Genomic DNA, 13636 nt, shown 5'->3' with positions numbered 1-13636 from the left:
TAGCCATTTCGGTTTCATATTCGGGCTAATCTATTGGGAAAGCTCCTTGTTTTGCAGTATGGTAAAACGGGAGCTTTTTTAATTTACAGGTTTCTGCCCAGCGAGCGACGTACGAAAAATAATTGCTGCCATCGGCAATAATTTGTTGGGGTTTTAAACTGTCTATGAGTCTATTCAAGTTTATTTTTGGGCTGTTTGTTAGTATTATTGTGTGTGTATTTTTTTGCTTCGGAATAATTCCTAAGCTATCTAAAACCAGGATGTTTTTACCTTTATACTGAAATAGTTTCGGCAGCTTTTCTTCGGAATAATTATCAATATTGATAGCCGTTTTAAACGATTTTATAGGATAGTTTTCAGAAATATTTGTTGTTGAATCATTTTTGAAAACAACAAAATCCTTCCCGTTTTTATAACCAATCAACGTCTGTCTGCTTTTCTGAAAAACCATTAATTGGTTGGCCGAGGTTCTGTATTCATCGTAAATATAAATTGTGATAAACGCTGAAATAGCCAATAACGAAAACATTAATCTGCGATATTTCATTTTCTTTAAAAACAGTGCTATCGCAATAATCACTAGATAGGCTCCCAAAACCTTTAATGCTGAAAAATGTATGCTTTTAAATAGAAATTCATCCTGCACTGCCACCCAATTAATAAAGGTGTTGAGCCCTTCAATTACATAGTTATAGGCTTCGGCTAACCAATGCGGTAAAATTTGAAAAGCGGCTAATATTACAATCAATATGCCGCCGCACATCAGCAAGGTTAAAAATGGTAGCACTACAATATTGGTCAACAAAAACAAGCCGGGAAACTGATGAAAATAATACAAGCTTAAAGGCAAAACACCAATCTGCGCACATAAGGTTACCGTTACAATGGCCCATATTTTGCGTACGAAACGATATTTGGAGTATCCTATTCTATAAAAAAGCGGTTGCAGCCAAACAATGAAAAATACCGCCAAATAACTCAACTGAAATCCAACTTGAAACAACCACAACGGATTAATTATTAATAGTGTTAAAAACGAAAGGAACAAAGTGTTTAATGAATTCGTTTCCCGATTAAAAAGTTTGGCAACAGCAAAAAAACTAAACATAGTAACCGCACGGGTTACCGAAGGCGAAAGCCCCGAAAGAAGCGCGAATCCCCAAAGTAGAAGTACTATTAATATTGCTTGAAAAAAAAGGCCGAATTTCCATTGCAGAAATGGTTTAAAAAGGAAGGAAAGAATAAGGTATAAAATACCAACGTGTAGCCCCGATACCGCTAAAATATGAACGGCCCCGGCCGCTGCGTACGCATTGTACAGATTCTTTTCAATGTCATTCTTTTCACCTAAAACAAGGGCTTGTATAATTGCGCGTTCGTCAGTTTGTAGTTTTGTTTTGTGAAGCTTCTGAACAATTTTAGCTCTAAAGTTTTGCGCTATTCCGAACAGTGTTTTTGAACCATCGACAGTTTTTAAAACCGCTTTTTCCGAAATTTTAATTTGCCCGTACACACCTAAATTTTTCATATATTTTGAGTAATCAAATTGATGTGGATTTAGTGGTTTTGGAATTTCGAAAATGCTGGCGTAAACCAATAAAATTTCATCTGCAGAAAACGGTTCTTGTAATGAATCTTTTGAAATATTCAGTAAAATTTTGCCGTTCGCAGGTATGCCATTTATGGCGTTCACTGTGGCGAAATATTTTAAATTGAATTGATCGGGCTTTATAGATTGGTTGATTTTTAACTGAATAATTTCAGGATTGTCATCAACAATTAGATGCGAAAAGTGTTTTGGTTGAAATTGTGGCAGCCTTATTTGATAGCTAAAATACCCAATTGCAAAAAAGCAGAGATAAGCCGCAATTCCGAAATAAATATTTTGAATTAATTGTTTTCTGGTCCAGAACCAAAGCAGAAAAACCCCAAATAAAAGAGCTAAAACAAAGTAAATTAAAATAGCGGGAATAGGGTAGAAGTATGCCGTAAGGATTCCCAGTACGACGAAAGTCGAAAACTTTACAACTGCGAAGTTTATGAATTTCATATCCCAAGATTTTAAGATGAATACTTAAAATTAACTGGGGGGAATTTGCATTTACAATTTTTAGGAATCTGGGTCTTGGTTGCTGTCCCAGATTATTTATTAAACAATTTCTATATTTCTTTTTTTACTTCTACATTGGTCAAAATGCGACCATTTCTGTAGTCCTCGCGCGTTTCTTCAATAGTTGCTATTTGTGCATCGTTTAAAACAGACACACCTTCTTCGTCGTAAATTTACAACAAACGCAGCACGCTTTCAAGAACGTCATAGCTTCGGGTGTCGTTGATTTTTGCAATCAACTTTTTTACAATGCTGTAGTTTCCATTGCTTAAAATGCACTCTAAGATACAAAAATCAATTTTATATAACCCGTCTTACTTCTACAAAGGCCTTTTTCCAATATGCTTCATCGAGCGAAGAAATGATAACGCCGGCGCTTGTAGTAGCGTGAATAAACTTCACTTCGCCGCGTTTCGACTCAACTACTAAACCTACGTGATTTATTGTATTTCTGCGGCTGGTTTTAAAGAATACCAAATCGCCTTCTTCAATATCCTTAAAAGAAATAAGAATTCCTTTGGTTGCCATATCGCGTGAGATTCGTGGCAGTGAAATGTTTTCCTTTTCAAAAGCAGTACACACTAAACCTGAGCAATCCATTCCAGCTTCGGTAGTGCCGCCATATTTATAACGCGTACCTTGAAAGGTTTTGGCGTATGCAATAATTTCTTTTTTAATTTCCTTTGGGCTCTCTTCAACTATTTTAGTTTCCGCAGAACTATTGGTTTTTCTGCCAGCAAATTTGTGGTTTTTATGCATTGCCACCTTTTTAACTGAAGGTTCGCTTTTGCCGATAATAGCTTCGGGAATTTTACCTGTATTTTTCGTGCTTCCGCAGGAAATAAGGAATAATGCAAAAAAAGTAAGAAGCAGCAGGTTTTTCATTTAAAAAGCATTGTGAATTAGTGTTTAAAAATATGAAATTTAAATTACTTCTCGATTGCTGAATAAATAAGTTTGGCCGTGTTTTCACTTGCACCGCGTCCGCCGAGTGCTTTTTCTAATTCGTAATAATCCAAAAACATGGTAGCCCGATTGTAGGGATCTAAAATTTTTGTGAGTTCTGCGGCCAGTCTTTTTTTATTGAATTCAGTCTGAATAAGTTCGGTGACAACCGTTTTGTTTAAAATTAAATTTACCAACGAAATATAGTCTAATTTAATAACGCGCTTAGCAATTTCGTAACTAATTCTATTGCCTTTGTAGCAAACAACTTGTGGAACTTTAAACAGTGCCGTTTCTAAAGTAGCAGTACCCGAAGTAACCAATGCAGCGTCTGCAATGCTTAAAAGATCGTAGGTTTTGTTGGTTACAAAATGTACGTTTTTGGTGCTGACGAAAGTTTCGTAAAACGACTTTTCTTGGCTTGGCGCACCGGCAATTACAAACTGATACTCTTTAAAATCTTTTGCCACGGAAATCATTATCTCCAGCATTTTTGTTATTTCCTGCTTTCGACTTCCGGGAAGCAGCGCAATAATTGGCCGTTCATCCAGGCCATTTTCTTTTTTAAAGGTTTCGGGTATAACTTGTTTCCTTTTATAAATTGCGTCAATTAATGGATGGCCAACAAAATGAACGGGGAAGTTGTGTTTTTTTTCGTAGAAATCTTTTTCAAAAGGTAAGATTACGTACATGGCATCCACATCGCGTTTAATGTCTTTTATACGACCTTCCTTCCAAGCCCAGATTTGTGGCGATATATAATAATGTGTTTTATATCCTTTTTGCCGCGCCCATTTGGCAATGCGAAGATTAAAACCCGGATAATCGATAAAAATAATTACATCTGGATTATAGGCGGCAATATCTTTTTTACAAAGTTTTATGTTTTTTAGAATGGTGCCGAGATTCAATATAACTTCGGCGAAGCCCATAAACGCTAAATCGCGATAATGTTTTACTTCAACCCCACCCGTTGCCTTCATTAAATCGCCACCCCAAAAACGGAAATCTGCATTGGGATCTTCGTTTTTTAAAGCTTTCATTAAATTGGCACCGTGCAAATCGCCCGAAGCCTCGCCTGCGATGAGGTAGTATTTCATTCAAAAAAGTTATGAGTTATGAGTTGTCAGTTGTCAGTTGTCAGTTGTCAGTTCTCAGTTGTCAGTTTTCAGTTTTCAGTTGTCAGTTTTCAGTTTTCAGTTGTCAGTTATCAGTTATGAGTTGTCAGTTGTCAGTTATGAGTTGTCGAGTTTTTTTAAATCTGAAACCTGCAATCTTTAACAATTATAGCACATTTTGCACTAAGATATTAAAAAAATCTGTCAACGTCATTCCGGCTTCCCGTACTTGTTTTGGAATAATGCTTTCTGCTGAAAGTCCGGGGTTGGTGTTTATTTCTAGAAAATAAGGTTTTCCTTTTTCTATTATAAATTCGCTTCGGGTGATGCCTTTCATATTCAATAATTTATAAATACGGATGGCTTCTTTTTGCACCATTTCGGTTTCTTCTTCTGAAATTCTAGCGGGCGTAATTTCCTGCGATTTCCCCAGATATTTAGCTTCGTAATCGAAGAATTCGTTTTCTGAAACTATTTCGGTTACCGGCAGCGCAATTACTTCTTCACCTTTATTATAAACACCTACAGAAACTTCTACGCCTACCAGGGCTGTTTCAATAATTATTTCGGAATCTTCGGTATATGCCTTTTCAATTGCGGGCATTATTTCATACATCTCGTTCACTTTGCTAATACCAAAACTAGAACCCGATCTATTTGGTTTTACAAAACAGGGCAAGCCTGTTCGAATTACAATTTCTTCCACATTAATAGCAGTGCCTTCATTTACAAAATATGAATTTGCCGCAATCACGCCAAAATTTTTTAAAACCGAAAGACAATCGCGTTTATTAAAACTCAAGGCTGCCGAGTAATAGTCGGTACTTGTGTGTGGAATACCCAGCAGTTCCCAATAGGCTTGAAGATAACCATCTTCGCCGGGGGTGCCGTGAATGGTGTTAAAAACGGCATCGGGACGAATGGTTTCGGTGCCGTCATTAAAACTGAAATCTGCTTTATTTACAGGGTGTTTCTTGCCGTCATCAGCAACAAAATACCAGCCTTCTTCCAGAATATGGACTGGGTATATTTTGTATTTGTTTTTATCGAGGGCGTTACAAACGATGCCACCACTGTTTATTGAAATTTCAAATTCGCTGGAATATCCGCCCATAGCTACGGCAATACGTTTTTTACCCATAACAAATTATTATTTATCCACCGAAGCCTTTATAGCAAAGGAGGAAAAACTGCGTTTACAAAAGTATTAAAAACTTAGCGTTGTCTGTTATGAGTTATCAGTTATATGTTGACAAAGCATTTAAATTTCTCCCGATGCTTCGGGATCGATTTCACCAAAAGATACTACCTTTGAACTTTATATTTTTGTGCATAAAGAAATAAGCCTATGACATTTTTCCAATTCGTGTTTTCCAAAGCATTTTTAAAGCAGTTGCTTTTGGCTATCGTTGCCATTCTTGTTTTAGGATTTTTAACCCTGTGGTGGTTGCGCATGAGTACCAACCACAATGAAAAAATAGAAGTGCCCAATTTGGCAAAACTATCATTAGACAAAGTAGAGGAAAAGTTAGATGAAATGGATCTTCGGTATGAGATTTTAGATTCGGCGAATTACAACCCTGATTATCCGCGATATTCGGTAATAGAACAGATTCCGAAGCCGGGTAAATTTGTGAAGGAAAATAGGAAGTTGTACTTAACCTTAAATCCGTCTGGCTACCGAAAAATTGAAGTCCCCAATATTTTGGGCCGTACGCGTCGTCAAGCTGAACCCACTCTTTTGGCGATGGGTTTTAAAGTTGGCAAAATAAGTTATCGACCCGATATTAGCGACAACGTATTGGAAATGCGTTTTAAAGGCGAAAGACTCGAGCCCGGCACCTTGATACAAAAGACTTCGGTGATAGATCTAATAGTGGGTGACCAATCGGAAAACCAAATACAGAAACAGGATTCCTTAAAAATAAAGCCGGAGAATACTCTAATTCAGGAAGAAGGCAATGATGAATTTTAACGAAGAAGAAATGGACGAAACAGGTGGAAGTGATGATCTTTACGAACATTATCGCTTTACGGCAGACAAAGGGCAGGGCGCACTTAGGGTTGACAAATACCTGATGAACCTTATTGAAAAAGCTACGCGAAACAAAATTCAAAAAGCCGCTGTTGCAGGTAATATTCACGTTAATGGCGTGGCGGTAAAGAGCAATTATAAAGTAAAAGGCAATGATGTGGTTACGGTTCTTTTTGAGCATCCGCCGTATGAGTTTTTACTTGTTCCTGAAAACATCCCGATAGACATTGTTTATGAAGACGAAGCTGTACTTGTAGTAAATAAACCCGCAGGAATGGTGGTGCATCCGGGCCACGGAAATTACAGCGGAACGCTTATAAATGCCTTAACCTATCATTTTGAAAACCTTCCGAATAACCCCTCGACTCCCCTCGGGGCAGGTCCAAGCAATAGACCTGGTCTAGTTCATAGAATCGATAAGGATACAAGCGGATTATTGGTAGTTGCAAAAACCGAAGAAGCGATGACGCATCTCGCCAAGCAGTTTTTTGATAAAACCACTGAGCGTGAATACATAGCTTTGGTTTGGGGAAATGTGGAAGATGATGAAGGGACAATAGAAGGCAATATTGGGCGTCATCCTAAAAACCGATTGCAAAACACCGTTTACGAAAACGACGAAGAAGAAAAGGGAAAACCTGCAGTTACCCATTACAAGGTTTTGGAACGTTTGGGGTACGTAACTTTGGTTTCTTGTCGGTTGGAAACAGGCCGAACGCACCAAATCCGTGTGCATATGAAATACATTGGGCATACCCTCTTTAACGATGAACGCTATGGGGGCGAGAAGATATTAAAAGGAACTACGTTTTCTAAGTACAAACAGTTTGTAGATAACTGTTTTAAAGTTTTGCCGCGTCAGGCGTTACACGCGCGTACCCTTGGATTTGTGCATCCTACAACCAATGAATTTATGCGTTTTGAAAGCCCAATTCCCGAAGATATGGAGGCTGGTATTGAAAAGTGGCGGAATTATTCGCAGCATGTGATTGAGTAGCATTAGCTATTTCTTTTTTTCCAAATTTTTGGGTCTCGGCTGGTGTGAATAAAGGATAATATTTCAATTATTTCTTTGTCAACTATTCTATAATGAATGCCAAAAGGGAATTTTTGTAAATAGCGGACTCGTATATTTTTATATTTATTCTGAAATAGTTCTGGATTTTCAGCAATTGCATCAAGTTCAGAATATAGCGAGTTTAAAAAACGTATGGCTAAAGTAGAATCTATGTTGCCATAGTAATCAAAGATTTCATTAGCATCTTCATGAGCAATATTTCGAATTCGCAATTGATACATTTACTTCTCTTTAAAAGAGTTTTTAAACTCTTGAAGAGAAACATAACCATCCGGATTTTCATCAGCTTCTGCAACACGATCATCAAGTATCTTTTTATGCGCATCGCTTAGTGAATAATTCTCAGGTTGGTCTTTTTCACGCATCATCAAATACAGCTGAAATTCCTCAATTGTTTTAAAATAGGTTTTATCTAAGTTCAGTTCTTCTTCAATGTGGATTGTGGTCATGGCAAAGTGGTTTTATTCAAATATAAGAAATTTAAAAATGTAGTTTTCATTAAAAAACAAGTCCCTTTTCCAAACAAGGAAAAGGGACTTCGTGTTTTAAAATAATTTAAATCTATTTAATTCTTCACCCATTTGGCAGTGAAAGTATTCTTCCCATCAGAAATGGAAACGAAATATAAGCCGCCTTTTAGATGTTTCAGGTTATAACTAGAAGTTGTTTCTAAGTTTTTTTCTTCCGAAAAAACCACTTTTCCGTCTATGCTGTAGATTTTCACCTTTGCATTTAAAATTGATTGCGGAATTTTAAATGTCAGAATTCCTTCGGAAGGGTTTGGAAAAATACTAATTGTAGTTTCGGCGCTTAAATCCGAAACCCCAGCAATGGGCCCTAATTCAACAAAACCATCGCGGGTGTTGTTGCCTTTGTAACCATTTCTTACAATAGTATTTGGGTTATACGGCACGTTAAGATTGTAAACATTTACGAAGGTAGAATCAACGCCCGCGCCAAAATTTAAAGTGTAGCTATTTGCCGTCAAGTCTAAAAGTCCGTCGTTATCAACATCGCCCAAAACAGCACCGTTTAAAAAGGTAAAGCCGCGAGTGCGCAACGGAAAACCATCAATTTCGCCACTGCCATCCATGGCGTATGCATGAATATAACCAAATCCGTTTGCATCGGTCATAATACTTGGGAAGATTAAATCTAAGTCGCCATCTGCGTTAACATCTGCAATGGAAATAACCCCTTCAGTACCTCCGTATTTTTCTATTGGGAAGTTGGGAAGGTTGTTACCATCGGGATCGAGCCCATAAACAACAGGAAGCTCTTCTCCCTGTGTGCCGCTGGTATTTCTATCCGACATAAATATTTCAAAAGTTCCGTCATTATCCACGTCCCAAACGGTGGAAGGAGAGTAGGTCCATTCGCTAGTGGCAATTGGCCAGCCAGCTTTGTAGCTACCATCGTGTTCCATTACGTAAAAACCAGGGTTGTCGCCGTGATTGCTTCCTATAATTTCTAAGTCGCCATCGTCATCAAGATCTGCGAGCATGGGGGATTGGTATGAATATTTCACATTTGGGTCAACTACCGGAAATCCGGGAAAAACTTGTCCTTGGTTATCAAAAATATACATACCTGCGGAAGACGCGGCAATAACAACATCTGCATTTCCATCATTATCAACATCTCCAATTGAAGGGGTAAAAGCAGGGGTAGCAAGTACCTCCACTGGCCAATTGGCATTGATGGGGGTGCCGTCCATTTTTATGGCGTGAACAAAACCTTGCGCACTAGCTACGCGCTCACCAGTAACGATGTCGAGTGTGCCATCACCATCTACATCGGCTATTGCGGGGGCGTTTATCATCCAGTGGTCGTCAAAATTTAAGGGCCATCCGGGAAGATCGTTGCCCACGGGATCGATTAAATAAACCCGGCCTGCATTGGGCACGCCTCCAGTGTTTAAGATAATTTCGAGCGTGCCATCACCATCTAAATCTGCTACTGATGGCGGAAGCAGGATGATACCGCTAACAGGTTTTTCCCAAAGAAGGGAACCATCGCCCTTAAGTGCGTAGAGGGTATTCCAAATTCCGTAGAGTATTTCGTCAATACCGTCGTTGTTTATATCGGCCAAGGTTACGCCGCGACTGTTTTTAATGTTCGGATGTGCCGGCTCGCCGAAGCGCCAAATTCTATCGAGTACTCGTGTTTGTTCATTGTTATGATAGTTTTCAGGTAGCGTCACAGTTTCAACGGCAATAGTGCCGTCTTCATTTAGGCTTGCTTTTTTGCCCTGTTGCTGGGCGGTGGCTGTGGCAATTATTCCTAAGAATAAAAGAGAAAGTAAGGTAGTTGTTTTTTTCATCTGGTTGTTGTTTGAAATTATTTTTTATAAAGCTATTGATAAAAATTGGGTTTTTCAAGAGTCTTGCCGTGGTTGTCTTAATGATTTGAAGATATACAGCTACTTTTTTAATTAGGAAAGCGTTATTGAAAGGGAGAAGGTGGATAGGGAGAAAGTAGGGATAAAGTAGAGGTATACTAGGGGTGTGTACCACATATAGTCAACATATTGTTAACATATAGTCCATATAAAGTCCACATATATATTTGGAAAATTGGTAAGAAGTTTTTATTTTCACATAGTTAAAAGTAATGTGTATCTCTTAAAACTAATATGTTATGGCTTCAAAAAACGGGTTTCCACCAATAGTAGGAACGTATAACGGGATTAACTACTATATCCGAAAAGGAAAACAGTGTCAACGGAAAGCTGGGGGTGGATTTACAAGTGAAAGTATAAAAAATAATCCAAAAATGCAAGGGATTCGGGATAGAAATAAGGAGATGACCTTATGCAGTAAATTCACCAAAAAATTTAAGGATGCGATGTTTCCTTTTTTTAAGGAGATTGAAGATGGGGAATTGCACCAGAGGTTGATGCAGCTCTTTATGGAGATTAGGACTTATGATGAAACCCTTGAGGGGAAGCGGATTGCGGGGCGTGGGCTTAATTGTGATATGGGAAGAGAACTGCTAAGTGAGTTTAGATTTACACAAGGCCCAAATTCGTGGGATATTTTTGGATCAGGAGTTGCTTTTGACACCAACACTGGGGTGTTAAAAGCTAGTTCGTTTGATCCTCAAAGGTTGAAGTTTCCGAAAGGAAGCACTCATTTCTTTATTAATTACGGTGTTTTGGAGTACGATTTAAAGAATGATAGCTTTCGGTTTATCATCGCTGAAGAGACTTTAGTGGTAGCAAAGGAGGATGAAGCGCGTGAGTTGGTACTTGAAGTGGGTGAGATGCCTAAAAAAGGGAGTTTGATATTTGGGGTTGTGAAGGTACAGTTTCATCAAAAATCATCAGATAAGTTTTATAAGTCGTTTGCTAAGGGGGCTGTTGGGATTGGGGTTGTTTAGTTTTCGGTTTTCGGTTCTCAGTTCTCAGTTTTCGGTTCTCAGTTTTCGGTTCTCAGTTCTCCGTTGTGTGTTGTACCGACCCCGTCTGCTTCGCAGCCACCTCCCGAAACAAGTTCGGGACAAGCGCTCCCTTGCAGGGCGGGGAACCTTGTTGATGGTTTTTTTAAAAAATAAGTTTTTTATTTTGTATATATATATATATATATTGTGCCTGATAAACAAGGGTCTGTGGCTTTTGTTTTTAAATTTAAACGCTAACCCAATAATTACATGAAACACCTACTACTCACCCTGATTTTTCTTTCTTCTTTTTTTGCCAGCGCACAGATAGTAAACATACCCGATGCCAATTTTAAAAATGCGCTGCTAAACCATAACCCTGTTATTGATACCAATGGGGATGGGGAGATACAGGTGAGTGAGGCGGAGGTAGTTACACAATTAGGTTACCTAACCGAATTGAGAGATAAAGGAATAGAAAATTTGACGGGAATTGAGGCATTTATAAATTTAACTTTTTGAACATTGAACAGAATTTATTAACTGAATTAGATATTTCGCAGAATATTCAATTAGAAGAATTGTATTGTGGGGGGAATCAATTGACAGGATTAAATGTTTTACAAAATGTAGATTTAATAACTTTAAGTTGTGCTAATAATTCAATTTCGGAACTTGACCTTTCCGGAAATGTTCTTATTGAACAAGTTATTTGTTTTAATAATCAAATAACACAGTTGGATTTTTCACAAAATATAAATCTATTAGAGTTAAGTTGCGAAAAGAATCCATTAAATTCTTTAAATGTAACACAATGCCCTGATTTGAATCTTCTTTATTGCTATGAGGCCAATCTTAGCGAATTAAACTTAAGTCAAAATACTAATTTGGAATGGCTATCGTGCCATAAAAACAATATATCTATTTTGAATTTAAGTCAACATCCGAATATATTTTTCTTATCATGTTATGATAATCAAATTTCATCAATTAACATTACATCACTTTCAAACCTCAATACATTATGGGCCAACCAAAATAACATTACTAATATTGATATTTCTCAGAATAATACTCTTCGAGTATTAAATATTTCCAATAATCCAATATCTAATATTGATGTTTCTTCAAACTTGGTTTTAAGAGAGATTATGTTTTCTAATTCCTTAATTCAAGAAATAGATTTAAGCAATAATTCTAATTTATGTAAAGTAGAAGGTGTAAATAACCTAAGCTTAACGTATGTCAATTTAAAAAACGGCAACAACGAAATTTTTAGTGGAAGTTGTTCAACCTCTACTTTATCATTGCTAAACAACCCCAACCTCCAATTTATCTGCGTAGAAGATGCCCAATACGCCGCCGCAACCTTTACCGATATTCCACCTCTGGCAACCTTTGTTGAAGACTGCACAATAGCCAACGGTGACCTAAACCATATAACAGGCACCGTAAAATACGATGACGAAAACAACGGCTGCGATGGGGGCGATGCTGGGATTGACGGTTTGCTTGTAAACACCACGGATGGTACGAACAACTTTGCGACTACTACTATAAACACTGGTGATTATAATCTTACTGTTGCAGAGAACACTTATACCACAACTGTTTTGGGACTTTCGCCTTATTTTACCTTAAGTCCGGCGCAAGAGGTTGACACTTTTGTAGGTTTTAACCAAACAGAGATTGCAGATTTTTGTATTGCGCCCACAACCACCGCTAATGACGTTGCCGTTACTTTTGTGCCGTTAAATGCTGCCCGCCCTGGGTTTGAGGCTCGATATAAACTGGTTTATGAAAATGTGGGCACCACCCAACTAAGTGGCAATGTGGAACTGGATTTTGATGGAACCTTGGTAACTTACGCAGAGGCGACCCCTGCGGAAACTTCCATAAACGGAAATACCATTTCTTGGGATTACAGCAACTTAAACCCTTTTGAAACCCGAACTATTGAAGTGATTTTTGAGGTGGAACAGCCACCGATAGTGGAAGAAGGCGATGTGCTGCCATATATTGCAAAAGTAAACCCCGTGAGTGGTGATGCCGCGCCTGATGATAATGTTTTTCAGTTAAACCAAATAGCAGTAAACAGTTTTGATCCAAACGATAAGCAAGTGCTGGAAGGTTATCAGGTATTAATTGATGATGCCGACGAGTATTTACATTACGTAGTGCGTTTTCAGAATATGGGAACTGCAAGTGCCATCAATGTACGAGTACAGGATGCGCTGGATGAAAAGCTGGACTGGACAACATTTAAGATTCTCGATGCCAGCCACGCTATGGAAACCCAGCTTGTAAATGGTTCAATTGATTTTATATTTGACGACATCAACTTGCCTACGGCTTCGTCCGATCCTGAGGGCAGCCAAGGATTTGTTGCGTTTAAGGTAAAACCGCTTCCCACTGTTCAATTGGACGATGTTGTTGCGAATAAAGCAGACATTTACTTCGACTTTAATGCTGCGATTGTAACCAATACTGTTTACACGAGATTTGTTGATGAATTGGACGTTTCTGATTTTGAAACTTTAAAGATTGTTGCATACCCTAATCCTGCCAGTGATATTCTTAACATTCAAGCTGAGGCTTCAATTTCTTCAATTGAAATAATGAACGTGCTGGGGCAGACTTTACTTACTTCAAAAGGAAACAGCAACCGTGAACAAGTAGATGTTTCTGGGCTTAGTGCTGGGAATTATTTTGTGCGGGTTGTTGTAGGGGATGGAAGCCGAGTACTGCGAGTTGTTAAGAAATAAAAATATCTCTCCGTGAACTCCTTCCCCTTCTAAATTATTTAAAATAAAAAGTTCAAGACTTCGAAAAGGGGAAGGTGGCCCCCGGACGAATTTTCAATTTTAATCATAGTTTTGAATCGGTGGCCGGAAGGGGTTTTGTCCTAAAGTTGGAGTTGTTGCAGGATTACCCACCCCGCCCTTCGGGCACCCCTCCCTTAAAAAGGG

General features: G+C 38.3%; 12 protein-coding genes. 5 read left to right on the top strand and 7 right to left on the bottom strand.

The features are described 5' to 3' along the window. Window positions 1–25: 25 nt before the first annotated feature. The 4 genes from K8089_RS05190 to K8089_RS05175 form a co-directional block, all read right to left on the bottom strand. Window positions 26–2050 (bottom strand): ComEC/Rec2 family competence protein, encoded by a 2025-nt coding sequence (locus K8089_RS05190; RefSeq protein ID WP_237602228.1) that lies wholly within the window; start codon window positions 2048–2050, stop codon window positions 26–28. 360 nt (window positions 2051–2410) lie between these two features. After that, window positions 2411–2995 carry a C40 family peptidase gene (locus tag K8089_RS05185; RefSeq protein ID WP_237602227.1) on the bottom strand — a complete coding sequence of 195 codons (585 nt, stop codon included), beginning with the start codon at window positions 2993–2995 and terminating at the stop codon, window positions 2411–2413. 44 nt (window positions 2996–3039) lie between these two features. Further along, the gene (gene lpxB, locus K8089_RS05180; RefSeq protein ID WP_237602226.1) at window positions 3040–4155 is read right to left on the bottom strand and encodes a lipid-A-disaccharide synthase; all 1116 of its coding nucleotides are present in this window, start codon (window positions 4153–4155) and stop codon (window positions 3040–3042) included. A gap of 184 nt (window positions 4156–4339) precedes the next feature. Continuing rightward, window positions 4340–5314 carry a D-alanine--D-alanine ligase gene (locus tag K8089_RS05175; RefSeq protein ID WP_237602225.1) on the bottom strand — a complete coding sequence of 325 codons (975 nt, stop codon included), beginning with the start codon at window positions 5312–5314 and terminating at the stop codon, window positions 4340–4342. Between the two features lie 207 nt (window positions 5315–5521). Between K8089_RS05175 and K8089_RS05170 the strand changes: the two genes are divergently transcribed. Together K8089_RS05170 and K8089_RS05165 are read left to right on the top strand one after the other, a co-directional pair. Then, the gene (locus K8089_RS05170; RefSeq protein WP_237602224.1) at window positions 5522–6148 is read left to right on the top strand and encodes a PASTA domain-containing protein; all 627 of its coding nucleotides are present in this window, start codon (window positions 5522–5524) and stop codon (window positions 6146–6148) included. Continuing rightward, entirely contained in the window at window positions 6135–7205 is a 1071-nt protein-coding gene (locus K8089_RS05165; RefSeq protein ID WP_237602223.1) for an RluA family pseudouridine synthase, read from the top strand. The genes K8089_RS05170 and K8089_RS05165 overlap by 14 nt, the downstream gene beginning before the upstream one ends. Before the next feature lie 2 nt (window positions 7206–7207). Here K8089_RS05165 and K8089_RS05160 read toward each other — a convergent pair whose 3' ends face one another. From K8089_RS05160 to K8089_RS05150, 3 genes are all read right to left on the bottom strand, one after another. Next, window positions 7208–7507: a type II toxin-antitoxin system RelE/ParE family toxin gene (locus tag K8089_RS05160; RefSeq protein WP_237602222.1), complete on the bottom strand. Its 300-nt coding sequence runs from the start codon at window positions 7505–7507 to the stop codon at window positions 7208–7210. After that, on the bottom strand, window positions 7508–7735 hold the full coding sequence (locus K8089_RS05155; RefSeq protein ID WP_237602221.1) for a hypothetical protein: 228 nt from the start codon (window positions 7733–7735) through the stop codon (window positions 7508–7510). It abuts the gene before it with no gap. Between the two features lie 116 nt (window positions 7736–7851). Further along, a complete protein-coding gene (locus K8089_RS05150) occupies window positions 7852–9609 on the bottom strand; it encodes a T9SS type A sorting domain-containing protein (protein WP_237602220.1) in 1758 nt (585 codons plus the stop codon). Between the two features lie 317 nt (window positions 9610–9926). On the opposite strand from K8089_RS05150, the gene K8089_RS05145 reads away from it, so the two are divergent. From K8089_RS05145 to K8089_RS05135, 3 genes are all read left to right on the top strand, one after another. After that, window positions 9927–10667 carry a hypothetical protein gene (locus tag K8089_RS05145; protein WP_237602219.1) on the top strand — a complete coding sequence of 247 codons (741 nt, stop codon included), beginning with the start codon at window positions 9927–9929 and terminating at the stop codon, window positions 10665–10667. Window positions 10668–10937: 270 nt separating this feature from the next. Beyond that, window positions 10938–11189, top strand: a complete 252-nt coding sequence (locus tag K8089_RS05140; protein WP_237602218.1) for a hypothetical protein — start codon at window positions 10938–10940, stop codon at window positions 11187–11189. Further along, a complete protein-coding gene (locus K8089_RS05135; RefSeq protein WP_237602217.1) occupies window positions 11186–13432 on the top strand; it encodes a DUF7619 domain-containing protein in 2247 nt (748 codons plus the stop codon). The genes K8089_RS05140 and K8089_RS05135 overlap by 4 nt, the downstream gene beginning before the upstream one ends. Window positions 13433–13636 lie beyond the last annotated feature (204 nt).

The sequence above is a fragment of the Aequorivita vitellina genome, assembly GCF_022008365.1.
GTDB classification, from domain to species: Bacteria; Bacteroidota; Bacteroidia; order Flavobacteriales; family Flavobacteriaceae; genus Aequorivita; species Aequorivita vitellina.
This window is presented reverse-complemented; position numbering and strand designations above follow the sequence as displayed.